This is a genomic window from Gammaproteobacteria bacterium (assembly GCA_019748175.1).
Classification (GTDB): Bacteria; Pseudomonadota; Gammaproteobacteria; order JAIEPX01; family JAIEPX01; genus JAIEPX01.
Map to the genome: position 1 here is coordinate 1 of JAIEPX010000016.1, position 25,925 is coordinate 25,925.

At 40.0% G+C, this 25,925-nt stretch carries 19 protein-coding genes and 5 tRNA genes; 7 read left to right on the forward strand and 17 right to left on the reverse strand.

Features of this window, described 5'->3' with window-relative positions; translation table 11 throughout:
- Together K2X50_07995 and birA are read left to right on the forward strand one after the other, a co-directional pair.
- Positions 1-1,209, forward strand: a 1,209-nt coding sequence (locus tag K2X50_07995; GenBank protein MBX9587187.1) for an FAD-dependent oxidoreductase, incomplete at its 5' end; no start/stop codon positions are given.
- 231 nt (positions 1,210-1,440) lie between these two features.
- A complete protein-coding gene (gene birA / locus K2X50_08000) occupies positions 1,441-2,424 on the forward strand; it encodes a bifunctional biotin--[acetyl-CoA-carboxylase] ligase/biotin operon repressor BirA (protein MBX9587188.1) in 984 nt (327 codons plus the stop codon).
- 13 nt (positions 2,425-2,437) lie between these two features.
- Here birA and uvrB read toward each other — a convergent pair whose 3' ends face one another.
- Positions 2,438-4,447 (reverse strand): excinuclease ABC subunit UvrB, encoded by a 2,010-nt coding sequence (gene uvrB, locus K2X50_08005; GenBank protein MBX9587189.1) that lies wholly within the window; start codon positions 4,445-4,447, stop codon positions 2,438-2,440.
- Positions 4,448-4,641: 194 nt separating this feature from the next.
- On the opposite strand from uvrB, the gene K2X50_08010 reads away from it, so the two are divergent.
- From K2X50_08010 to K2X50_08025, 4 genes are all read left to right on the forward strand, one after another.
- A complete protein-coding gene (locus K2X50_08010) occupies positions 4,642-5,823 on the forward strand; it encodes a pyridoxal phosphate-dependent aminotransferase (protein MBX9587190.1) in 1,182 nt (393 codons plus the stop codon).
- A gap of 53 nt (positions 5,824-5,876) precedes the next feature.
- Positions 5,877-5,952: transfer RNA gene (locus K2X50_08015), tRNA-Asn, on the forward strand.
- An 81-nt stretch (positions 5,953-6,033) separates the two neighbouring features.
- Positions 6,034-7,725 carry a hypothetical protein gene (locus K2X50_08020; GenBank protein ID MBX9587191.1) on the forward strand — a complete coding sequence of 564 codons (1,692 nt, stop codon included), beginning with the start codon at positions 6,034-6,036 and terminating at the stop codon, positions 7,723-7,725.
- A 138-nt stretch (positions 7,726-7,863) separates the two neighbouring features.
- On the forward strand, positions 7,864-11,280 hold the full coding sequence (locus K2X50_08025; GenBank protein MBX9587192.1) for a hypothetical protein: 3,417 nt from the start codon (positions 7,864-7,866) through the stop codon (positions 11,278-11,280).
- A gap of 12 nt (positions 11,281-11,292) precedes the next feature.
- On the opposite strand, the gene lpxK is transcribed toward K2X50_08025, so the two are convergent.
- The 13 genes from lpxK to K2X50_08090 all read right to left on the reverse strand — a co-directional run bounded on the left by lpxK (position 11,293) and on the right by K2X50_08090 (position 21,923).
- Entirely contained in the window at positions 11,293-12,282 is a 990-nt protein-coding gene (gene lpxK, locus K2X50_08030) for a tetraacyldisaccharide 4'-kinase (protein MBX9587193.1), read from the reverse strand.
- The gene (gene msbA / locus K2X50_08035; GenBank protein ID MBX9587194.1) at positions 12,282-14,081 is read right to left on the reverse strand and encodes a lipid A export permease/ATP-binding protein MsbA; all 1,800 of its coding nucleotides are present in this window, start codon (positions 14,079-14,081) and stop codon (positions 12,282-12,284) included. The genes lpxK and msbA overlap by 1 nt, the downstream gene beginning before the upstream one ends.
- A 69-nt stretch (positions 14,082-14,150) precedes the next feature.
- The gene (locus K2X50_08040) at positions 14,151-16,535 is read right to left on the reverse strand and encodes a DNA internalization-related competence protein ComEC/Rec2 (GenBank protein ID MBX9587195.1); all 2,385 of its coding nucleotides are present in this window, start codon (positions 16,533-16,535) and stop codon (positions 14,151-14,153) included.
- A gap of 591 nt (positions 16,536-17,126) precedes the next feature.
- Positions 17,127-17,336, reverse strand: coding sequence for a hypothetical protein (locus tag K2X50_08045; GenBank protein MBX9587196.1), 210 nt, complete (start codon positions 17,334-17,336; stop codon positions 17,127-17,129).
- Positions 17,337-17,575: 239 nt separating this feature from the next.
- Complete coding sequence (gene lolD, locus K2X50_08050; protein MBX9587197.1) at positions 17,576-18,313, reverse strand: lipoprotein-releasing ABC transporter ATP-binding protein LolD; 738 nt, start codon at positions 18,311-18,313, stop codon at positions 17,576-17,578.
- Positions 18,306-19,559 carry a lipoprotein-releasing ABC transporter permease subunit gene (locus K2X50_08055; GenBank protein MBX9587198.1) on the reverse strand — a complete coding sequence of 418 codons (1,254 nt, stop codon included), beginning with the start codon at positions 19,557-19,559 and terminating at the stop codon, positions 18,306-18,308. The genes lolD and K2X50_08055 overlap by 8 nt, the downstream gene beginning before the upstream one ends.
- An 87-nt stretch (positions 19,560-19,646) precedes the next feature.
- Positions 19,647-19,736 (reverse strand) — tRNA-Leu (locus tag K2X50_08060).
- A gap of 5 nt (positions 19,737-19,741) precedes the next feature.
- Positions 19,742-19,815: transfer RNA gene (locus K2X50_08065), tRNA-Cys, on the reverse strand.
- A 62-nt stretch (positions 19,816-19,877) separates the two neighbouring features.
- Positions 19,878-19,953, reverse strand: a tRNA-Gly gene (locus K2X50_08070).
- Positions 19,954-19,985: 32 nt separating this feature from the next.
- Complete coding sequence (gene pgsA / locus K2X50_08075) at positions 19,986-20,552, reverse strand: CDP-diacylglycerol--glycerol-3-phosphate 3-phosphatidyltransferase (protein MBX9587199.1); 567 nt, start codon at positions 20,550-20,552, stop codon at positions 19,986-19,988.
- A gap of 142 nt (positions 20,553-20,694) precedes the next feature.
- Complete coding sequence (locus K2X50_08080; GenBank protein ID MBX9587200.1) at positions 20,695-20,973, reverse strand: hypothetical protein; 279 nt, start codon at positions 20,971-20,973, stop codon at positions 20,695-20,697.
- A gap of 158 nt (positions 20,974-21,131) precedes the next feature.
- Positions 21,132-21,344: a helix-turn-helix transcriptional regulator gene (locus K2X50_08085; protein ID MBX9587201.1), complete on the reverse strand. Its 213-nt coding sequence runs from the start codon at positions 21,342-21,344 to the stop codon at positions 21,132-21,134.
- A gap of 9 nt (positions 21,345-21,353) precedes the next feature.
- On the reverse strand, positions 21,354-21,923 hold the full coding sequence (locus K2X50_08090; GenBank protein ID MBX9587202.1) for a DUF2975 domain-containing protein: 570 nt from the start codon (positions 21,921-21,923) through the stop codon (positions 21,354-21,356).
- Positions 21,924-22,103: 180 nt separating this feature from the next.
- Here K2X50_08090 and K2X50_08095 point away from each other — a divergent pair, with 180 nt between their 5' ends.
- A complete protein-coding gene (locus tag K2X50_08095; protein MBX9587203.1) occupies positions 22,104-22,820 on the forward strand; it encodes a LuxR family transcriptional regulator in 717 nt (238 codons plus the stop codon).
- Positions 22,821-22,928: 108 nt separating this feature from the next.
- Here the strand turns inward: K2X50_08095 and uvrC are convergent, their stop codons facing one another.
- The 3 genes from uvrC to K2X50_08110 form a co-directional block, all read right to left on the reverse strand.
- Positions 22,929-24,749: an excinuclease ABC subunit UvrC gene (gene uvrC, locus K2X50_08100; GenBank protein MBX9587204.1), complete on the reverse strand. Its 1,821-nt coding sequence runs from the start codon at positions 24,747-24,749 to the stop codon at positions 22,929-22,931.
- A 4-nt stretch (positions 24,750-24,753) separates the two neighbouring features.
- A complete protein-coding gene (uvrY, locus tag K2X50_08105) occupies positions 24,754-25,419 on the reverse strand; it encodes a UvrY/SirA/GacA family response regulator transcription factor (protein ID MBX9587205.1) in 666 nt (221 codons plus the stop codon).
- A gap of 349 nt (positions 25,420-25,768) precedes the next feature.
- Positions 25,769-25,859 (reverse strand) — tRNA-Ser (locus K2X50_08110).
- Positions 25,860-25,925 lie beyond the last annotated feature (66 nt).

Consider the following 25,925-nt stretch of genomic DNA (forward strand, 5'->3'; position numbering starts at 1 on the left):
AAAAATTATCACGGAGATTACAGTGTTATTGAATTAGGTGGCCAGAGCATTACTGATGGCGGAGACAAAGGCGTTTTTTTTGATCTCGCTAAGGAAATGGGACTTATTATTAAAGCAGAACAAGTCGAATTAACTTCTCGAATAGTTTACGAAGGAAAATACTACGATTTTGACGAACAACTTGAAAGCTTATTCAAACAACAACCCAACATTTTAGACTCCATCGAATCGTTAGCTAAACAATGCCAAACAATAGAAGAACTGATTTCTCTGATATGCAAAGACAACCCTATTTTACGATCTGCGCTCTTGACAAGAATGACAGCCTACGAAGGGGTCCCTGTACAACATCAATCCATTTATCATAATCTTGATACCCTGGTATGCGCACTCGAAGGTGGGCTTTCAAAATCACAAGATTTTTATACTCATGAAGAAAAACAAATCACCATACAAAGTGTTCAAGGCGGAAACGCACAATTGCCCATTAAAATGGCTAGATTTTTAGAACCTCGTTTACAACTCAATAAAGTACTCGAGCACATCGAAAAAATTGAGAAACAATTTCATTTGTTTTTTCAGGATACAACCTCTGCTGTGTATGATTATGTTATTTTAGCGGTACCCTGCTCTACGTATAAAAACATTACTCTCTCTGAAAATATTCTCGTGCATGATCGGTGGAAAAAAATGCAATCCGTAGGCGTAGGAGAAAACTACAAAACATTATGTCCACTCGATTTAAGCGGAGAACTTCCCACCCGTACCATCATCACAAAAGATACGATCTCATTTTTTACTCAGGATCAAAGCGTTGCTATACTGTATTCTAATAAACTCATTAACGATCTACAGAATGAGATAGAACTCGTGCGACAGGGATATCAAATCTCTACTAGAATTGATCCTCTCATTGTCACAAAAGCTGCGGATGAAATTGATCAATACTACTCCAACACAATTACCTATTCTTGGATCGATCATCCCTACTCCCTAGGATCATATTCTGGCTACTCCACCACACTTTCTTGCGAACTCGACGAAAAAATTGAAGACAACGGTGAAAATTTCAAAACCCTTTTCAAACCCACAGCCGACGGTCTCTGTTTTATAGGGGAACATACTACTCTACTCGAATTTGTCGGCACCATGGAAGCCGCTGCCGAGTCAGGTGACCGAATCGCCCGGTGGCTTTCGAATTTATCTTAAAAAATATTAATCTCGATATTGAATTAAAAATTGCTAAATGCCCCGCCGCGTTTGATGATAACATGATTAAACCCTATTCCGAATCGGTAAATAATACGGGCCGTTAAGAAAAATAATCTCTTGTGTTATGCATAATATCTGGTATATATTAACCATGTTTCACATTGTAACCCCAATAGTGAATCGCGGAGATGGATTTTACTGACACTTAACATAAGCATTTTTCATACTATGAATAACAATATTTATGAAATTATCGCTCTACTCGCTGACGGAAAGAGCCGTTCAGGACAAGAGATTGGCGATTTATTGAACATTACTCGCAGCGCTGTTTGGAAAATCATGCATAAGCTGAGCGAGCTAGGTATCCCAGTTGAACGCCACCAAGGAAAAGGCTATCGTTTTACTCGCCCCGTTCAAATGCTCGATAAAGATTTAATATGGTCAAGCCTCTCACCTGAGGCACAAAAACTAATTCCTCAATTCGATCTTGTTGATACCCTCGATTCAACAAACAATTATATGCTACAAAAATTAAAACAAGCAAAACCTTCGGGCAGTCTTGTGATTTCAGAACATCAAACAGCCGGTAGAGGTCGATTAGGCCGTACATGGCACTCACCTTACGCGGCAAATATTTACTTAGCGTTATATTGGCATTTCGATAGAGATACTACCGAAATAAGTGGACTCAGCCAGGTAATTACTACCTCAGTAGTAACAGCTCTAGAACAAAACAATGTTACCGGTCTCTGCTTGAAATGGCCTAACGATATTTATCATAATGATAAAAAACTCGCCGGTGTTCTGGTAGATATGATCGCTGAATCACATAGCGCAACCGATACCGTCATTGGTGTTAGCTTGAATATTAGCATGCATACAAAAGACGATGTCATTGATCAACCATGGACTGATATACACACCATTACTGATCGATTTCCTGATCGCAATAAAATTACTTCTACATTACTAGATTCTATTTACTCTGATATTCAAGTATTTGCACAAAAGGGATTCGAGCCTTTCGCAAAACGTTGGTCTGAAAATGATTGTTTAGCGAATAACGCAATTATTGCAAGTAATGGTCAACAGACTATTGAAGGTATCGCTAGAGGTGTTGGATCTTTCGGTGAATTATTAATTGAAACATCTGAAGGTATTGTGCCTTTCTTAAATGGCTCAGTGAAGATTCGCAATAATGAGAAAGGTTAGACTAAGTTAAATCTCATCCACTGGTCAATGTGATTTCTTTCAAATGTTTTAGTTTATCACGAAGCGCTGCCGCTTCTTCAAATTCTAAATTTTCCGCATGTTCATACATTTTTACTTCCAACGCTTTAATTTGAGCGGCGAATTTTTTAGGTGGTAATGCAAGATATTCGGCGGCTTCTTCAGCAATTTCTATGTTTCGCCTGATCGTTTCGGGTCGATTTGAATAATCAGTATCTAAAATTTCTTTTACCGCTTTTTCTATTCCCACAGGCGTAATATTATGCTGAATATTATATTCCATCTGGACTTTTCGACGCCTAGACATTTCATCAATCGCTGCTTTCATAGAGCCTGTCATGCGATCAGCATACATAATCACTTTTCCATGCAAATTTCGAGCGGCACGTCCCGACGTTTGAATCAAAGAACGAGTCGATCGCAAAAACCCTTCTTTATCAGCATCTAAAATACCGACCAAAGAAACTTCTGGAATATCCAAACCTTCGCGTAATAAATTGATGCCGACCAAAACATCAAACGCACCTAAACGTAAATCGCGAATTATTTCAACACGTTCGACGGTTGCAATATCAGAATGTAAATAACGAACTCGAATACCCGCATCGTGATAATAGTCCGTTAGGTCTTCTGACATACGCTTTGTTAAAGTTGTCACCAATACTCGTTCGTTGTTAGCCATACGTAAGCGAATTTCGGAGAGTAAATCGTCCACTTGATGTAAAACAGGTCGAATTTCAACTTCGGGATCTATTAATCCTGTAGGACGAACCACAAGTTCAACAACTTGATCCGATTTTTCTTCTTCAAAAGGGCCTGGTGTCGCTGAAATAAAAACAGTTTGGGGTACAAGACGCCAAAATTCATCGCTGCGCAAAGGCCGGTTATCCAACGCAGACGGAAGTCTAAAGCCGTATTCAACTAAGGTCTCTTTGCGCGAACGATCACCTTTATACATAGCTCCCAATTGAGAGACAGTAACATGTGATTCATCAATAAAAACGAGTGAGCCTTCAGGCAAATAATCAATTAACGTGGGTGGTGGTTCGCCAGGGGCAGCGCCTGATAAATAGCGAGAATAATTTTCAATGCCACTGCAATATCCCATTTCAGTTAGCATTTCTAAATCAAATCGTGTGCGTTCCTCAAGCCGTTGTGCTTCAAGTAATTTATTATTGCTTCTAAAAAATTCTAGTCGCTCTTTTAATTCGATTTTAATCTCTTCTATAGCCTTTAATATCGTTTCACGAGAAGTGACGTAATGTGTTTTAGGAAAAACGGTATAACGCGGAACGTCACGTAAAATCTCACCTGTCAAAGGATCAAAAACGTTTAAACTTTCAACTTCTTCATCAAATAATCCAATTCGCAAAGCTTCGCTTTCTGATTCGGCAGGAAATATATCAATAACATCACCGCGCACTCTAAAAGTACCTCGATGAAATTCAATATCATTACGCGTATATTGCATACTCGCTAGTCGCTGCAATACACCACGTTGATCTAATTTATCTCCGAGGCTAACATGCAACATCATTTTCAAATAGGATTTAGGATCTCCTAAACCGTAAATTGCAGAGACAGTCGCAACGATAATGGTATCTCGACGTTCGAGGAGGGCTTTAGTTGCTGATAATCGCATTTGTTCAATTTGTTCATTAATGCTGGCATCTTTTTCAATAAACGTATCGGAGGAAGGTACGTAAGCTTCGGGCTGATAATAATCATAGTAGGAAACAAAATATTCGATCGCGTTTTTTGGAAAAAAATCACGTAGTTCACTGTATAATTGCGCTGCTAATGTTTTATTGGGAGCAATAACAATTGCCGGTCTTTGGACAGCTTCAATCACATTGGCGACAGTGAATGTTTTACCCGATCCCGTCACACCCAACAGCGTTTGTTTGGCTAAACCATCATTCAATCCTTCAACCAATTTTACAATGGCTTGAGGCTGATCACCGGCTGGTCTGAATTTTGCTTGAAGAGAAAATTGTTTGCTCATCGTACTCTGGTTCCGCTGTTAAGGGTGCAAGTCTCCAATTGCCCCTCGCTTTATAAACAAAGAAAGGGGCAATTGGAGACTTGCACCCTATCTTTAGCAGTTTTTGCCGATAGTTTCAATGTTAGACCTGACCCTATCCCCTATGCTAGGATTCCCGCTTATTTCGTTCATGATACTTAATAAGGTTATAGATTATGGCAATACAACTTTCAGATACATTAGCATTGGTAAAACCATCACCTACGCTAGCGATCACTGCTCGCGCTGCTGCTTTGCGCGCCGAAGGTCAAAATATCATCTCTATGAGCGTAGGCGAGCCTGATTTCGATACGCCGGAGCATATTAAACAAGCAGCCATTAAGGCCATTCAAGACGGATTTACGAAATACACCGCTGTCGATGGTATGCCTCGATTGAAAAAAGCGATTCAAGCAAAATTCGCGAATGAAAACCGCTTAAATTACGAGCTAAAAGAAATTATCGTTTCAGCCGGTGCTAAACAAGTGCTTTACAATCTTTTCCAAGCCTTATTAAATCCAGGCGATGAAGTAATTATTCCTGCGCCTTATTGGGTTTCGTATCCCGATATGGCTTATTTGGCTAAGGCCAAACCTGTGATTATTGATACGGATATCGATGCGCAATTTAAGATAACGCCTGAACAATTAGAAAAAGCCATCACACCAAAAACGCGATTATTTATCATTAACAGTCCTTCGAATCCCTCTGGCATGGCCTATTCTGCTGATGAGTTAGCTGCCTTAGGCGAAGTTCTCAAAAAACATCCACAAATTGTTATTGCTACCGATGATATTTATGAACACATCCTATGGCCCGGCAATACATTCTACACACTTCTCAATGTAACACCTGAACTCAAAGACAGAACGATGGTAGTGAATGGCGCATCTAAAGCCTATGCAATGACCGGCTGGCGTATAGGTTATGCTGCAGGCCCCGCCTCTCTCATCGCCGCCATGGAAATGATTCAATCTCAAAGCACTTCAAACCCTTGTTCGATTTCACAAGTCGCTGCTGCTGTAGGCCTTGAATCTGGAACAGCCTGCATTACGGAAATGGTTGTTGCGTTTAAACGCAGACATGACATTCTCATCGCAGGTCTCAACGAATTACCGGGTGTACGAGCCATTCCTGTTGATGGCACTTTCTATGCCTACCCCGATGTACGTGAGGCCATGAAAGCCAAAAACTTCAAAACCGATGTTGAATTTTCCGAATTTCTACTCGTCGAAGCCAAAGTTGCTGTTGTTCCAGGCTCTGCTTTTGGAACGCCAGGCTATATTCGATTGTCGTACGCGACAAGTGACGATAATATTCACGAAGCAGTGAAACGATTTAAGGCAGCTCTAGGGTAAAGAGCCCTTGACCGATTTTCACATTAAAAGTAAGATACTCGTTTATGCTACATTCCTCGGTAGCTCAGTCGGTAGAGCAGGTGACTGTTAATCACTTGGTCGGCGGTTCGAGTCCGTCCCGAGGAGCCAAATGTTTTAGCCGGCAGCAATGTCGGCTTTTTTGGTTGAGTTAAAAAACGCTGATCCGTACGCATCATAATTGGAGATAAAATGTTAAAACGGACGATTAATACATCGGAAGTAGAAAAGCGTGAGAAAAAAGCCCGACATCAATTTGAAGCTTTCAAAACACACATTACAGAAGCTATTGGAGAATACGAAAGCGCTTGGTATTATCAATGGCATTTATCGTCACATGCAGAATATCAACGTGTAAATCCAACATATACTCATCCACGCGTTCAAAATGTAACTCAACTTAAAAGCATTATTTCTAAATCAACTGAAGCTACTAAGCTTGCCGATGACCTTGTTGAATATGTTGATGGTTCAAATGATAATTTTAGTTGGGCATGGTTTAGTCCGTTAAGAGACTACGTACGCTATGCGGTTGAGGATTATTCTTATTCAGATCTTCAATCCTATGATGCTGATATGAAATTTTTTGTTATGGTCGATTCAAAATCATCACTAGGTGAAACAGAAGAATCACGTAAAATACCAATCGATCAAACCTCTGTAAATGAAGTCTTAAATAATAACAGCGCCGTATTGCACAAAATAATCAAATCGACTAAAGAAAAAAATCAAGAACTTGAACAAAAAGCTAGAGAACAAGAAGCCATCATTCAAGATCAAGAATCATTGATAAAATTACTCAGAGATATTATTTCAGAATTACTGATTCAAATTACTACATTCAGAGAAGTAGCACATTCTGTTATTGGAACATTTGGTGATATTTTAGCTCAAATTGGAGAATATTTTAATTTAAAAAGTGAACGTGAAAATCAAAATACAAAGTCGAGTTTAGTCAATGATCTTGAATATTTAGATCATGAAGTTAGCACTCCTAGTACCCCTAAAAGATCAGAAAACTCAGAATCTAGTATAGCTACGCCTAGCACTGTTGATAGACAAGGTAAAAATTGGCAAAATGCTCTGCCCCTTTGGCTGAATGAGGTGGGTGTAAAAAATATTGATGATTTTGAAGCGGCTTCCAGTGATTTAAATCACGCTATTTTTACAGCTGAGGGTTCTGCTGGTGTGCTAAATGCTTCCAATGTTTACAATCCTGATATGACCTATGAATATTTAGATTATCGCTCTGGTATGGAAGCAGCCGTAACAGAGCAAATAGAACAAAAAGAGGAGTTAGACGCGGATCTTCAAACTGCTGTGCAGCGTTGCGAGGAGTTAGCATTAGAAAATGAACAACTTCGAATAAAATTACAACAAGCTGAACAACAGTTAGCTCAACAAAATCCATCATCTTCTGACGCACATTCTGACAATGCGGCTCCTCCTCCACCCCCGCCACCTGGTCCACCGCCTCCTCCAGAAGCTAAGGCCGGCATTGCTGCACCCCTCCGATTCTTTCGAAAGAAAAAAGAAGGAGAAGAAGCTGCTCCAGGTTTACCTAGACCCGATAATGCTCGCGGGCCAAGTACTCCAACAGATTCTGCTACTGCTCCTACCGATGTTGCTACCGGTTTTAAAGATGAACTTAACTCGAAGGTAAAAGCGAGATTGACGAAAACCGGTATTAAATTTACTCCTACCAAAAAACAAATATACGGAACACATCAACAAGATCCGCTGTTAAGTGCTGCACTAGCCAATAGATTTCGTGGTGTTTACGGCATATCCCCTAAGAAATCGCCTTCACAAAAAACGCCTACTACTCCTGTCAATTCTAGAGGCGATAAAGATCTGAATTCAAGTATTGACAACTCTTTTTAGCTAGAATATCGAATAATTTAATAGAATTAGGCGAATTCACCCCTATCGTTACAGTAAAAATAATTAAAAATCACGCTTGATTTATGACAACTCTATGGTTACCATAAGACTTTCTAATCAGTATTGTGAGGCAAGTATATGACTAAACTGCATATCGAAGAAAATGTAGCGAAAGATTTTTTTGACGAAGCACAGCGAAAACGGGACAAATTTAAACAGAAACTCACTACTGCTCTAAAAGAGTATTCAAAAGCTTGGTACCACAAAGAACGCGTGGATTATCAGAAAAAAAATCCTAAGTGGACTCACGAACGGATTGAGGATGTTAATGCACTGAATAAAATTATCAATGAATCAAGTACTACGACAGATCTTGCCGAGAAAATCATAGACTATATTGATGGTGATAATGATCATTTCTGGTTCGCCTGGTTCAGCCCGCTCCGAGGCTACATGCGAGATGTTGTAGAATCATTTACTGATAAACACGATACTAAAACAATTGACCACGACTTGAAACTTTTCTCCGATAAACTGCAAGACAAATCATCTTCATCAGCTCAAAGAAAAAACTCTGATAGCTTATCAGACTCTATTACTGATGATGATAGTCAGACCGAAGATAAGACTGAATTTCAAGAGAGAATCGACGAATTTACTAAACAGCTAAAGGCAGTCACAAAACAGCTTAGAAAAAAAAATAGCGAACTAGAAAATAAAGCGTCCGAACTTGCAGAGTTAAAAAAACTTATTGAAACAAATAAAGATCCTCAAATTCAGCAGCTTACGCAGGAATTGACTGAAGCGAGAAAACAATTCGAGCAAAAAGCAGGAGAACTACAAACCAAGACTCAAGAGCTCACAGATTTGAAAAAACAAAGTGGATCGCAAAAAGATACACAATTGCAAGCGCTCGCTCAAGAATTGGAAACTGCAAAACAACAGCTCGAACAAAAAGCTAGAGACTTACAAACTAAAACTAAAGAACTTTCAGATTCGAAAGAACAGCATCAAACTGAAAAAGATGCATACACTCTAGAATTAACTACTGCAAAACAACGAATGAAACAAAAGCTGGAGGAACTTAAGGCAAAAAGAGCTGAACCTATTCAGCCTGAAACTATTAAAGTAGCAGCTCCAAAACAAGCTCCACCGGTAAAACGCGCATTACCGCCTGGACCACCAAAATCCCCTGCAACTTCATCATCGACTTCAGCCTTAGCAGCTGTAGCATCAACACAAGTTCCAGTCGTTGTTACTCATAATGAGAATGATCTCATTATGCTTAAACAAACACTTGCCGAAACACAAGGAAAATTAGACTCTGCTGAAAGAGAAAAACACGTTCTTTTAGAAAAGGCTAAAGAATTTGAAGCAAAAATCAAAGCAGCTGAAGAAACTTCAGCTAAACTCAATACATCTGAACAAGAAAAACACGCACTTGTTGAACAAGTCGCTCAGTTAACAGCTCAGACTCAAGAGCTTCCAGGACTCCGTGGAGCATATACTGCCTCTGAATTGCAAATTAAAAGCTTGGAAGATCAGTTATCTACTCTCAGAACTAGTACTGATCAATCAGGCCTTCTAGAACAGACTCAAGCAAAAATACGCACCTTAGAAGAAGAAAAACAGGCTCATGCTAAGCGAGCCCAAGATTTAGAATCTCAATTGGTAGATCAACAAGAATTAAATCAAGTATTAACGGCTGCAAGTAAAGAATTCGATAACACACTAGAACAAAAAGCAAAGCAATTAGAAGAACAAATTGGAGTGCTTCAACAATCTAGAAATGAACTTACTCAGACTAAAGATCTGCTATCTTCAGCTCTAAAAGAACAAGGAGCACTACAAGAAAAATTGGAGCAATCCAATGCTGAAAACAAAAAACTAATAGAGGCAAATCAAACTCTGAAAAAAGAAAATCTTACTCAAGGCGAAAAAATTAATGCTCAAAGCAAAAAGATTCAATCACTCCAAACTATTATTACAGAGCTAAAAGAAAAATTTACTCAGTTTCAATCCATCGCCAATAACGTCGTAGATTCACTTTCAACGATGTTTCAATCCGCTGCAATGTATTTTAGAAAAGCCATCGTTGATAAAAAGGTAACAGCTAAACCCGCTGCAAAATCAAAAACATCTCCCGAGTCTTCTACACAGGGCGTTATAAAAGATGAAAAACGAAAAAGTGGCTTAGGTTTCGGAAAAAATAAGGGTGCTAAAGACTCTTCTTCTGAAGAGGCCAAAGCCGAAAAAGGCACTAAAAAAATAGGAACATTCTTCGGTAGCCTAGGTAAAAAAGGAGGGGAAGTCGCAGCCGTAGCCAAAGAAAATATTGTAGTAAATCTCGCTGATTTAGATGGCAAACCGTTAAGAGATGCCGCTCGTAAACAGATCGGTGCAAAACAAGGGGATGCTTATAATTTAACCGTAGACTCAATAGTTCCGGGTACATCTAAAACTGCTGAAGAAATTGTAGGAGAATTTTTTACAAGTGATAATGCTCTAGCAACTGCATTCAATCTAGCGGACCAACTTATAGCAACTGCATCAAACGAAATTGTCTATGATGACTCAGTCGATAGAACATTAGAGCGAGATATCGAGCTTGAAAAAGATTTATTACACGCTAAATCAGAAAACGACTCGCTTAGGAGACAAATTGCTGAGCAACTGACACTGATCTCTAAATCTAAAGAAGTTGCTACTCAGCACCTGATCCCGAGTAATTTGATTGTTGAGATTGAAGCAAAAGCAGATCTTCCTCCACCACCCCCTGTTCGTGTTGAGAATGATGAAGACGATGCTCCACCTCTGCCACCAGAATTTGATGAAGCGATTTCTCAATCAACATTAAAAGAGGTTGAACGTATACGTCAGCTAGAGCAAGAATTAGCGACAGAAAAAGAACAAACCACGTTACTGCGCGCGGAACTTGATACAGTCAAAAGTAAAGCATTAGACACAACACAGACTGTTGTAGCCCCTATATTAAGCGCTCAGCCGGCAATAACTGACTTGAGCCCTACTGTACCCCTGGAACAATTTAAATCACTGCAAACAGAGTTTGATAAACTCAAAGACCAACTTGCAGCCCTCAAAGCTGCTAATGTATCCAGTACTAACTCTGATGAAACTCATTCGGCCACCAATGCTGCTCCCACACCACCGCCTCCTCCACCTGCTGCCGCTCCTGCGCCACCTCCTCCTCCAGGAGTAAATTCAACTCCCGCTACTCCGTACCGAAAAAGTACTACAACTAGTAACACTTCTGCATTTTTTGCTCAACCTCCTAATCCTGAAGATCAACCTTCTGCTACTAAAGAAAAAAAACCATTATCACTTGCAGAAGAATTTGCTTTAAGACAACAATCCGGTGCCTCACTTCGTCATGTAGAGGTTAAAGAGAAACCCGCGACTGTTCTAGGAGGTTCTAACAATCTTGTCGCTAATGCACTCTTTAACAAGTTTGCTAGCTTGCGAAAACTTAAGGAAGAAGAGGAAGCTCAAAATGGAGATAGTAGTGACGAAGATTCTGGATTTGATAATAATTAACTACTATTAATATTATGACTCATGTTTGATGTTATTCAATCTTAGGGCTAGACTCTCCCAAAACGCTTCGGGGAGTCTGGCCGAGATGGGCAAATACCACCAGTTAGACCGTGCAAAACGCTGACATTTCACTGCATCTTTTTCAGTCATGATAATGGGTGTCACATCCGTAAAAGCAAAATCAGTAGCATCAAATTCATAATGATCTGGAAAAGAATGCTTTCGTGATTTAAAACCTTGTTGATCCAAGTAGTCAAAAAATCGTTGCGGGTTTCCAATGCCTGCAAAAGCAAAAACTTCTTCTGAGACTTTTTCTTTTTCTAATATGATCGAAGGATTAATAAGATTTTTTACAGCACCATAATCGAATTCCATACAGAATCCGTTGGGTATTTCTGTTCCATTGCTCACAATCAAATCAACATTTTGTGCTCGATCTGCAGTTTCTCGCAAGGGGCCGGCTGGAAATAAATGACCATTTCCAAAGCCTCGCTGTCCATCAATCACAAGGATTTCAATATCACGTCCTAAAGCGGTATGTTGCAACCCGTCATCACTGATGATAATGCTGCAATTTAATTCATTCACCAATAATTGCGCACCCCTCACTCGATTGGGATCCACTATGACAGGACACTGAGTTCTATGAGCAATGACCAATGCCTCATCACCCGCTTCTGAAGCAAGTGAATTTTCTGATACGCGCAAAGGATAGTTTTTACTGCGACCACTGTACCCTCGAGAAATAATACCGGGTCGCTCACCGCGCTCAATTAACCAATTGGCCAATGCAATAACTAAAGGCGTTTTACCAGTACCGCCCACAGTAAGATTTCCAACGACAATAACAGGAACAGATAATCTATGAATTTTTAAACGTTTTTTTCGGTATAGCCACTGTCGAAAATCGATAATGCCTTTATAGACGTAACTCAGGGGCAGTAAAATTGAAACCAGCGTGGTATCATCTTTTCCATACCAAATTTTTTCATACCACCTCATTAGTGGATGGCTTCCATCGGTAATTCAACCGTTTCTGCTGCAACATCCTGGAACTGCAAACGATATAAATTAGCGTATTGACCATTCAGTGCAAGTAATTGTTCATGGGTTCCCGATTCAATAATTTGACCGTGCTCAAAAACACAAATTCGATCTGCAGATTCAATCGTCGATAAACGGTGAGCAATCACCAAGGTTGTTCGTTGTCGCATCAACGCCTGCAGGGCAGCTTGAATATGACGTTCTGATTCTGTATCTAAAGCAGAAGTTGCTTCGTCCAAAATTAATATCGGCGCGTCTTTTAATAGTGCGCGAGCGATCGCAATACGTTGTCGTTGCCCACCCGATAACAACACACCATCTTCACCAATGATGCTTTGAAATCCTTTAGGCAGTTGTTCGATAAATTCCAACGCGTGCGCAATTTTGGCGATATGGCGTAATTCCTCTTCTTCAACGACTCGCCCTGCTCCGTAACAAATATTCGCTGCAATGGTGTCGTTAAATAAATTCACTTTTTGAGATACTAAAGCAAATTGTCGTCGCAAATCAGATAATCGATATTCTCGGAGGTCTAAACCATCGAGTAAAATGTTACCGGATTGTATTTCATAAAACCGGGGTAATAAACTGACTAAGCTCGATTTTCCTGCACCCGAACGTCCCACCAGCGCAACTGTTTCGCCTGGTTTAATTTCTAAATTAATGCTGGATAAAACATCATGCTCAGATTGTGAATAGCGAAAATTAACCTCTTTAAATTGAATATGTCCACGTGCCCGAGCTAATGGAATTCGACCGTTATCGGGTTCAGGCTCTAAATCCAATAAATTAAATACACTTGCTGCACCCGCCACACCTTTTTGAATCATGGTATTGATGCGTGACATTCGTCGTAATGGACGCAATAGCGATAACATTGCTGCTACCATAGCAGCAAAACTTCCTGCACTGACTTGGCTACCCGGTGCTGTAGCAAGATAGAGTGTCAGCGCAATGGGGATAGCTGCTAATAATTGTACGACTGAAGAGCCCAATGTGTCTGCAACCACCATCTTTAATTCACGTCGCTGATTGCTATTAATCACACGGGTAAATTTATCACGCTCGTATTGCTCTCCTCCAAAGGTACGCACTACACGGTACCCTTCGATCGTTTCTTCCGCGACATGAGCGACACTTCCCATGGATTCTTGTACGCCTAAACTTAACTTTCTCAATCTTAAACTGCTGTATTTTACAGAAAATGCAATCAGAGGTGCCATAATTAAAAACAATAATGAAAGCTGCCAGCTGATAATAAACATCACGGCTAATAGACCAAAAAATAAACACCCTTCTTGAATTAAGGTGATAAATGCGTACGTTGCTGCTTCAGAAACTTGTTCAGTATTATAAGTTATGAGCGATAACAATTGACCAGAGCTATGTTCATCAAAAAATTTCGCGGGTAATCGCAAAAGGTGATTAAATATATTTTGACGAAAATCGCGAACGACAAAACGTCCTACTTTAGAAATATGATAATTCGACGAGAGATTTGTGATGCCTCGTACCACGAATAATGCAATCACTCCTAATGGCAACCAATGAATAAAAGCCATATCTCGATCAATAAAGCCTCTATTGATAACAGGTTTTATCATCCACGCTAAACTTGCGTCAACCAACGCACCAATAATGGTTGCGATAATTCCCAGAGTGAAAAGCTTCCAGTAAGGCATAATGGAATGCAATAAACGTCTATAGGTTTCCAATGCTGCTTGATCTTTAAAAATTTTAACTACATTAACGCTCATATCTGTATTCCACAACTTAGCTATATCTTGATATCCAAGCCGTCCATTATACCAGCCCTTAGTTGGCTTTCATATCCCGGATGGCCTCCAAAACTCGCTATGGCTTGCTCTATAATGCCGCCATTGCCTATCCCCACCGATGGTATAGCTTATCGCACCGGAGGTCACCGTATCAAACAACTGAGTTCCCTTCTTAAGATAGCGTTCAACCACTTCCTTATTAGGATGCCTATAACGATTACGGTAGCCATAGGACAGGATGGCCACTGTTGGATGAACTGCCGCAAGAAAATCAGAGGTAGACGAGGTTTTGCTACCATGATGTGGAGCAATCAAAATACTACTAGATAATTGTTCTGCGTGCTGCTGAGTTAGCCAGCGCTCTGCAGTCTTTTCAATATCACCGGTGAATAAAACAGAACCATAATCACTACTTACTTTGAGTACGCAACTTTTATCGTTGGCTTTACCCTCTACATTCGAATCAGGATGTAAAAATTCAAATCTCACACCATCCCACTTCCACGTAATACCTCTGATACATTCTGATATTTTAACAGCACTTGCTTGTTCATTAAGTTGCTGATTGATTTTATCGACCGCACTGGTATAGATTTTTTTTACTGTGAATGATCTCACTACTGCCGAAGCTCCACCCGCGTGATCATTATCGCCATGACTCAATATTAGAGCATCAATTTGATGTATTTTTTCATTAATTAAATAAGGAACCACAATCTGTTGACCACAATCAAGCTGTGGTGAAAATTTCGCACCAGTATCATAAATGACAGCGTGATTTCGGGTTGTAACAACCGTTGCTAATCCCTGGCCCACATCCAAAACACTGAGCTTAAATTGTCCAACTTGCACAGGAAAAGTATTAGGGAGTGCTAGTGGCACAAGTCCGACTAACCCAACCCAACGCCAATTTTTTTGTGTAAAAACCAACAATGCACAACCACTGAATACCACTACAATTTCCCAGACATGAGTAAAACTATAATTCCATACCGCCCATTGTTGTTGGCTCAACCACTGCAGTGACACACCTAATAGTGCCAATAAATATGTCGCGCACGAAAAAAATAATTTGGCTAAATAAACATTCGTATTGACCAATGCCGTACCTAATAATACTAAAGGTAAAATAAGCACCCCCATTAAGGGTATTGCGATTAAGTTAGATACTAGGCTCACCAACGACACTTGGTGAAAGTACCAACACGATAAAGGCAATAAGCCTATTAAGCAAATCCATTGTGTTTGCAGTAGCTGAATAAATTCTTTAATTTTTTTATGTGCCACTTTTTGAACAATTAACAAGAGATTATTAAGATCAAAAGACCCCGCAGAACAATCACTATTACTTTTAGGGCATTTGGGTGAGTAATATTGTGCGTATATCAATACAAAAACCGCTCCAAACGATAGCCAAAATCCGCTACTCATTACCACACACGGATCCCATAGCAATACAACCCAAACTGCACGAAATAGTGCTGTTTTTACGGTCATATGTCGATGTGCAAATTTAGGTAATAATAAAATAGCACACATCACACACGCACGTTGAGTACTGCACGCAAAACCTGCCATTTCGCTGTAAATAATCGCGGCAAAAATTGCGAATAAAGCTCCAATCATCGGCGAAGGAATCAATTCAGTGACCCGATGAATCTTAGACCACAATCCACACGTTAACCAAAAGACCAAAGCTGCCACCATACCAACATGCAAACCAGAAATTGCTAATAAATGCGCAGTCCCTGTTCGTTGTGCAATCACTTTTTGAAAATAAGGAATGTCCCGCGTCCATCCCAAATTGAGTGCTGTCACAATTCCAGCTAAAGGATCATCACCTAAAACCTTTTTACAATTCGCTAACAACCTCTCGCGCCATCGCAAAAAACCATACCCGCTACTTACACCTAAATACTCATTCGTTGCTTTATTAACCACATACCCTTTTCCACTAAAATGCTGCTGCCAACTCCACGCCTCAGAATCAAAACCTCCTGGGTTCAAATTCCCGTGAGCTCGCTTCAGCCTCACAAACAACTTCCACGATTCTCCTACGTGCACCGCCTTCACCAAACCATACCAGCTCAACCGAAATTTCCTACCATCGGAATCAACTACAAAACTAAAACTACAATGCTCTTTATCACACACTGGAATATCACTCACCTTCCCAACAACAACCATCTCCTTACCTTCCTCACCAACCCTTAACTGCTTACCTAACAATCCAGCACAATGCCAGCCTTGCCAAAACAACCCTAAAAAACAACAACCTACAAATACCCAAACCTTACTGGTGTACTCCGAATTTCTATACAAGCCTCCTAACACAAAACAAATTCCTGCACCCACAACCAAAACCCACAATTTTGGAATAGCAGACAACTGCATCAGACTCCAACATCCGACCAAAAATCCTATTGAATACATCTCATTTTCACCTAATAATTTTGCCTAACAAAAAACAGGGGTTTTAAAAAATAGTTACGAGTTGGACTGGGCAAGACGTCCTTTTCAAGAACACAATCATCTCGTACAAATTCGTTGCGTTCTTATAGTCGGCGTTACAATCCGACTGTCTTTCCGAAAATGGCTCGCTCGGGTCCCCCTCGCTGCGCTTTATTTTTCTCCAAGAAAGTCGGATTCTTCGCCTACGCGACTCAGGATAGTTAAATTTTATTGCCACCAGCAAAGCTAATAGAATCTGTTCTCTTTTTTACGAAAACTATCCAGAGCCAGCGAAATAAAAATTTAGCACGGTGTTGAGAAGACTGGGCAAGATCTACCTTTTCAAGATCGTTGAGGACATGGATGTCCAAACGAAGCCTACAGGGATGTATTTACGGCGGTCTTGAAAAGGTCGTCTTGCCCAGTCAAACTCCTTAGAATCTCTTCATATCTTCGTCTTCAGTAATTTAGGCGTAAAAGCAGTCGGATTCTCACGCCGATTTTAAAAACCTAACGAATTTTGATAGAAAATCTTATCCTAAGGAACAAACGTAGTACTACGCAATTGACACCCTAACTGTCACCAGCACCACGACATTCAGGATTAAGCTCAAGATACAATCGGATTAAAGCAACAACAAGCTTCCCCGACGCCTTCTCCCCACTCAACAGCCTATGCACCGACCTCCGACTCACCCTAAGCTTCGCTGCCACGGCCGACACACTAAACTCATTATCCTTCATTATTTTATATAACAACTCATCTGATTTTAACGGAATCATTCGCCAACCCCCATCTCAATTAACACCATTCTCAAACTATCTATTTTATATAAATATCTTATTAAAATATTTTACAATGAATTTCACCATATTTCATGGAAAGAAGAAAGGGGAGAATTTACCTAAATCTCGTAAGCATATGCTCACAATGCGTCAGATTTCAGAAGATTAGAATAGATATCAAAGAGTTAGAAGTTTGAGTGGGCGAGATAGGGGCGTTTCCATCAAGTAGCGAAAAGTCACTCAGATTGAAGACTTCCACCCACAAGCGTCAAGCGCCTATCTAGGCGATGCGCCAGCTTCAAATCATGGGTAACAATAACAAAACTTGTCTTAAGAGTACTATTTAAATTCAGCATTAATTCAATAACATGCTGAGCGGTAACATTATCCAAATTACCGGTAGGCTCATCAGCCAGTACACACAATGGATTCGTCACCAACGCTCTGGCAATCGCCACTCGTTGCCTTTCCCCACCTGAAAGCTCACCGACTCGATGTTTAGCCCGGTGCGCAACACCCACTTTTTCCATTAAATCATAGGCCTTCTCTGAGGCTATCGAAGGTTTTACCCCTCGAATTAACAGGGGCATACAAATATTTTCAAGCGCATTAAACTCTGTTAAGAGATGATGAAACTGGTACACAAACCCCAAAAACTGATTTCTTAAAAATCCACGTTCACGCTGATTCAGTGTATTAATTTCAGTTTCATTAACCCAAATTCGACCCGCAGTAGGCTTATCCAAACCGCCCAGTAATTGAAGTAATGTACTTTTACCCGATCCTGAAGAGCCTAAAATTGCAAGCATTTCGCCTTCACGAACATTCATGTTAATATTTTTTAATACTTCGACATTCAAACTGCCGTCATTAAAGGTTTTCACAAGGCCTTCACATCGCACCACCGCTTTACGATCATCCGACTTACTGGCTTGTTTAACATGCAAAGAAGGTTCTACTGTGACACTACTCATAACGCAACGCCTCCGCTGGTTGAGTTCGTGCCGCAGTCCATGCTGGATAAATTGTCGCTACTAATGCCATGGCAAGCGCAATGAGTGCGATCTCGGTGACATCACCCCACTCTAGCCGTGAGGGCAAATAATTAATGAAATAAATATTCGAATTGATAAATTGTGTCTGCAGCAATTGCTGAAGTTTTTCGACTAAATACGTTACGTTAAACGCTAACGCCACTCCCCCTGCTAAACCCATCAAAGTACCCACGACTCCAACGACACAGCCTTGAACCATAAAAGTCGCCATAATAGTTCCGGGACTTGCACCCAACGTTCTCAGTATCGCAATTTCAGCGCGTTTATCCGTCACCACCATGACTAATGACGAGACTAAATTAAAAGCAGCAACCGCAATAATCAATACTAAAATCACAAACATCATTGTTTTTTCCATGCGAATGGCTTGAAAAAAACTACCGTATTCATCGGTCCAGTTCGTGATGTAATATTTGTTAGATAGTTTATCAATAAGCTCATCTGTTACTCGAGGAGCTGCGTATAACTCACTGACTTTTAGACGTAATCCAGAAACATTATCACCCAGCTTATACAATTTTTGAGCATCGCCCAGATAAATATAGGCCATCGAAACATCGTATTTAAATCCACCACCGGCTTCAAATATTCCTACCAATGTGTATCGCTTATAACGAGGAATAATGCCTAAAGGCGTGACACTGGCTTCGGGGATAATGACATTGACTTTATCGCCTAGATCCAAACCTAAATTAGTGGCTAATGTTTTTCCTAAAACAATCCCATTAGCGCCATTTTTCAAGTCATTAAAAGAACCTGCGATCATATTGATATACAATTGAGATACTTGTTTTTCTCTTTCAGGTAAAATACCGCTCACCAACACTGGTTGTACGGTTCCCATATTTGACAACATTCCCTGGCCTTGTACATAGGGCGCAATCCCCCGAACATCTTTTAAGTTTTTGACCCGGTCAGACAAATTCTGCCAATCACTAATTCCACCCGGTTGATAGCTATTAATCGAAACTTGGTTTGCCATGCTAAATATTCGTTCACGAATTTCATGATCAAATCCATTCATCACGGAAAGAACAGTAATCAATACCGTTACACCGAGTCCAATGCCTAGCATGGATGCTAATGAAATAAAGGAAATAAAATGATTACGACGCTTTGCACGTGTATAACGCAATCCGACAAAAAGAGATACGGGACGAAACATTGTAAAAAATTACCTCTCTTAAAGAAAGATTCATTAACAGCGCAAACTTCAACTAAGACTCAAAATCTGAACATTCAGTTCAATCGTTGGTGCCCGGGGCCGGAATCGAACCGGCATGGGAGGTTTAATCCCGAGGGATTTTAAGTCCCTTGCGTCTACCTATTTCGCCACCCGGGCAATTTTGGAGGCTGGGGTCGGAATCGAACCGGCATCCACGGCTTTGCAGGCCGCTGCATAACCATTCTGCCACCCAGCCAATAAACCTAATCATTGCCTTGATAATACAGCAATCGAAGATTGCTACGATGAAACCTAACTTGGAGCGGGAAACGAGACTCGAACTCGCGACCCCAACCTTGGCAAGGTTGTGCTCTACCAACTGAGCTATTCCCGCTTACAACACTGAAAAACGCCAACGTGGTATTATTACTTCTCGGGAGCTAAAGTCAAGTCACGCCACGAAGATTTTATATAAATAATCATAGAGTAAATTGTCAAGGCTCCTGCCACATAAAGCATAACTGTACCTAAAACCGCTAAAATAAAGGGTGATTCAGGCCTGTATAATAATAAAGCTATCAATGCAATCATCTGGCATGTCGTTTTTATTTTTCCAATGATACTGACTGCCACACTCGTTCGCTTCCCAATTTCAGCCATCCACTCACGCAACGCTGAAACGATAATTTCTCGTCCGACGATAATCGCCGCCGGAATTGTCAAAAATGGCATGGGCACTTCTCCGACTACCAATACCAATGCCACAGCAACCATTAATTTGTCCGCAACAGGATCTAAAAAAGCCCCAAAGCGTGAAGATAATTGCCAATGGCGTGCGATATAGCCATCTAACCAATCTGTAATCGCAGCGATAGAAAATAATAACGCTGCAAAGAAATGTCCCCAACTCCACGGTAAATAATAAAGCAATACAAACAACGGCACGATTGCGATGCGCACCCAGGTCAATGTATTAGGAATATTTCTGTTCATAGATGCATCATCTATAAAAATCATTATGGGGTCAAGTGTTAACAGGCTATTGTGTATTGTGAAGGGGTCAGATCCAAGTTTGATGGGTTCGTACCTATCACATAGACCTATCTCTTTGGCTTAAGCAATCGACACCCGCAATTTAGAAATTCAACTTTGCAGGCACTGAATTATTATCGCCAGATGCTTTTTCTTGAGATTTTTTAAATGCTTCAGTCATTTTTCGCACAGCCTCATTTTTTTTATCCCAACTAACGCTGGAATTATAAGAATATGCCATTGTTAATTCAGGTTCATGCGGCACGGCTTCACGTCGACAATCTGTAGCACTCGATGAGCGTTTTGTTGGTGTTTTTTCAAGATTGATTTTGTCTTCATTTGGGGTGTCTTTATTACCCTCTTCTTCCAGACTAAAATGCATACTTTCCTCCGCTTTTTTATAAAAAATTATCTAACATAATCAAATGTTAGTGCTTACTATAACAGCAAACGAATAATAACAACTATCTTTGTATTTTTGAATAGCGACCAGGTTATGTTAAGAAAAGAGCTCAGATCTTTGCTTGGCTTATTTGTTATTTATTGCTCTTCCTGCTGATATTCCAAAATATCACCTGGCTGGCACTGCAAATAATCACAAATTGCATTTAAAGTCGTCAGACGGATTGCTTTTGCTTTTCCAGTTTTGAGCACCGATAAATTTTGTTCGGTAACACCAATCGCTTCCGCCAATTCCTTTGAACGGATTTTGCGTTTTGCTAACATCACATCGAGGTTGGTAATAATCGCCATACTGTGCCCCTAAATAGTCAATCGTTGTTCTTCACTTAATCGGTGACCTTCTGCGATGATCCACGAGATTAAGATTATCATGATCCCTGTGATAATAAGACCAAGGTTACTGCCTTTAAATGACACCACAGCGAGACGATGACCAGGACCATTCTGCCAAGTCAATAAAGCCGTCGTTGCCAATTCTATAAATGGACGTAAGACTTCACCGAGCAGCAAATAAATTCCAATTCTTCTAATGATCGCTACATTTTGAATATTAAAAAAACTCAGTCGCTCGTACATTAAAAATAATGTGACTAAATTTGAGTATATCAACAGAGTCACTGTCATCGGCACAAGACTAATCGTGAGGCCTAATAAACGCATCATTGTTGTCAAAGGATGTTGCACAATCACATCACCGGGAATCATAGCTGCAAGATCCCTAGGTATCATATCAAACCCCATAAAAAAACTATCTTTCTTAACAATATCGGGCAGAAAAAACCAGGACGCGATATACATCAAGGGAGTCAGTACCATTAAAGCGGTGAAAAGCCAGCGTAAATACCGGCTAGTGCGTTGAATCTTATTCATCAGATCTCCGTATGTTTGTTCAATGAGGAGGTCATAATAATTAATTAATTATCGATATGCAATAACTAATCAATAAAAAATAAAATATTTGCCCGAACTTGACAAGCAGTGTATTTTAAAGACTTGCCGCCCATAGGACTAGAGCATTAATATGAGTATATACTTCGTGCAGGAGATAATATGTCTAGAGGGAATGAAGATAGTGGGGATAAGTTAAAGCATTACAAAAAGATATACGAAGATGCTCCTTATATCGTGACATTCAAAGAACCAGAAGAACTTAAAATCATTTATGCTAATAATGCCATGCGCAATTTTGTTGGCAGTACATCTCTTTATGAAATTCAAGAAAAAACAGATTTTGATTTTCGGTGGGAACAATTTGCTCCACTTTATCTGAGACATGAACAAGATACTTTGGAAGGTAAAAATTACGTAGCATTGTATCCGGGTTGTGATTATCAAGGTGTTGAGACATTATTTATTTGTCATAGAGCTATTGTTACTAATGATTTTGGTGAGCTAGATGGCGTCTTGACACATACTTATATATTACAAGATAGAAAACACCTTGAGCTTAGTAATTTAATTAATACTGAAATCAACAACGCCACTCTTGAACACTTTACAGTAGGTAAAGGAAATGATGAGATTTATTTGACTAAACGCGAAAGAGAAGTATTGTTTTATTTTCTTCGTGGGAAAAGCTGTAAAGAAATAGGACGGATTTTAGATATTTCCCATCGTACAGTCGAGGTGCATGTCAGTACATTGAAACTGAAATTTCGGAGCAACTCAAAATCAGAGTTAACAGCTAAAGCCATAAGTGTAGGATTTTTATACGATATTCCGACCAGTTTGTTTCACAAAAATCTTGCCGATACGTTAAAAGAGTAATTAACTGATTTGAATCTACACTAGTTTGATACACACTCTCAAACTTAGAAAGGTAAAATATTTTTATGTACTTTACTGCTCCAATGAAACCATTGTAATAATATAAAACTATCGCAGTGCATCATGGATCTTTTGCGCAAGTTCTAAACTAATACCTGAAACTTTAGCGATGGCTTCCACCCCAGCACGACGAACCTCCTGAAGCCCACCAAAATGCTGAAGTATTGCGCGACGTCGTTTTGCACCAATGCCTGGAATATCTTCAAGAGAAGAATGCTGCTGAGCTTTATTACGTTGACCACGATGCGCAGTAATGGCAAAACGGTGCGCTTCATCACGAATTTGTTGCAGTAAATGCATGGCGAGAGAATCAGCTGCAAGACGTAATTCTTGATCGCGCCCAGACACGATTAATACTTCCATTCCTGGTTTACGAGAACGTCCTTTTGCAATAGCAATTAATAAAACTCCACTCACTTGCAATTCTTCCATAACCCGTTCAGCAACATGCAACTGCCCTTTTCCACCGTCAATTAAAATAATATCGGCACATTTATCATTGGCCTTTTTCAATTTTGTATAACGTCTTTTGAGCGCTTGTTCTAATGCTGCATAATCATCACCCGGCGTTACATCATGAATATTAAAACGTCGATAATCTGATTTTTTTGCACCCTCACAATTAAATACAACACACGAAGCAACCGTGGCATCACCTTGCGTGTGACTCACATCATAACATTCAATTTCTTGGGGTATCTCTGAAAGATGTAATGCATGTTGTAAAGCTTCCATCCTTTTAAAAGAGCTCATTTTATTCGCTAAATGTTGTGTTAATGCATATTGCGCATTCGTATTAGCCATCTCCAACCAACGAGCTTGTAACCCTCGCACTTTTGTCACAATTTTAATATCAGACTCTAATTGTTCGGATAATGCAGAGGCTAACCACTCCTGATCTTCAAACGAAATACCGAGCACAATTCTTTTTGGCATTGTTTCACTGCGCACCATATTCAAATAATACTGACTCATAAAACTGCTTAGACTTTCTTCAAGCGTCACGCCTTTGGGTGCACGCGGAAAATACGCTTTACCACCGAGTAATCGCCCTGCTCTAATTGTCATCACATGAATGCACACAACACCCATTTCTAAAAATGCCCCCAGCACATCAATATCACCTTTATCACCGACGACATATTGTTTTTCTTGTAGACGTCGTAATGTTGCGACTTGATCACGAAATTTTGCTGCGTTTTCATATTCATGAGACTTTGAAGCGTGATGCATTTTTTCAATTAATTCATCAATTATTTGATCTCTTTTTCCTCTTAAAAATAATTGCACATGTCGAACTTGTTCTTGATAATCATCTGGAGTTACATAATTGACACAGGGTGCGGTACATCGTTTAATTTGATATTGCAAACAAGGTCTAGATCTATTTTGAAAAAAAGCATCTGAACATTGTCGTAATTTAAACAGTTTTTGCAGCAAAGACAACGTTTCACGCACTGAACCACCATGCGGATAAGGTCCGTAATATTTTCCTTTGGCTTTTTTTGCGCCTCGATGAAAATCAAGACGAGGAAATTCTGAATGGGCAGATAAAAATAAATACGGATAAGATTTATCATCACGCAAAAGAACATTATAGCGGGGCAAGTATTTTTTAATGAGATTACTTTCTAGCAGTAATGCTTCGTTTTCAGTTCGAGTTAACGTGACTTCAATATTGGTAATAGCTGCAACGAGTGATTGAGTTTTAAGATCTTGGAGTGTACGAGAAAAATAACTCGAAACACGTTTCTTGAGATTTCTAGCTTTACCAACGTAGATAACATCACCAGCTTTATCAAACATTTGATAAACACCAGGAGCCGAAGCAAGATTTTTAAGCAGTGCTTTCGGATCAAACTCCGTCATGAACCTAGCTTTCGTCGTCTGTCGTTTTTACGTCTTGAGAATCCATCAAGCCATGTCGAATAGCTAAAAGTGTTAACTCAACATCATTTTTCACTTTCAGTTTATCGAATAAACGATATCGATAACTATTCACAGTCTTAGGGCTTAAGCATAATTTCTCTGAAATTTCTGCAGGACGCAGCCCATTAACGATCATCAACATCACTTGCAATTCTCGCTCAGAGAGTGATTCTATTGGAGAATCATCCGCATCTGTCAGATGCTTAAATGCTAATTGTTGTGCAATTGCAGGACTAATATAACGTTGGCCAGAATGTACAGCTCGAATTGCTTGGATAAGCTCGTCTTTTTTAGCGCCTTTAGTTAAATACCCTGAAGCGCCAGCCTGTAATAAACGAGCAGGGAAAATGTCATCATCACACACTGTCACAACGAGAACTTTGATATCAGGATCGATACGAAGTAGTTTACGTGTTGCTTCTAGACCGCCAATTCCGGGCATTTTCAGGTCCATCAGAACAACATCTGGACGAACTTCTCTTGCGAGTTTTACTGCGTCTTCGCCATTTAGCGCTTCACCAACAACCTTAATTCCTTCCACCCCATTAAGCATACTTTGTATGCCATGACGAACCAAGTTATGATCGTCAACGATTAGTGTTCTTATCAAGTGATTTCTCCGAGACGTAAGTACAACAACCTATTTAAATAAACCCTCTATAAGGATTCATACACAGCATTCTTAAAAATAGAGTCAAAATTGCTTCACAAACAATTTTAACCCCTTCTAGCGGGTTCTCTTCCCGCCCTTCTGCATTTAGAAAAGTATCGACTATGTTGACACTTTTCTAAATGGCGAAGAGGCAGGGATTATTCAGATCATCCTGATCTTCACCCTTCGGGCTCGCTTCGCTCTTGCAAAATTGTTCCTACAATTTTGCCGAACCCCTTTCTAAGCAGGTTCGAGCCCTACATCTCCCATTTTGTAAGATCTCAACGTGAGTTGAGACCTTACAAAATGGCGGAGAGGCAGGGATTCGAACCCTGGGAGGGGGGATACCCCTCAACGGTTTTCAAGACCGCCGCTTTCAACCGCTCAGCCACCTCTCCCGTCAACCAGATAGTATACTCAGGCAAATTCACCAAGGCAATCTATCATACATCGTGTCCATGACT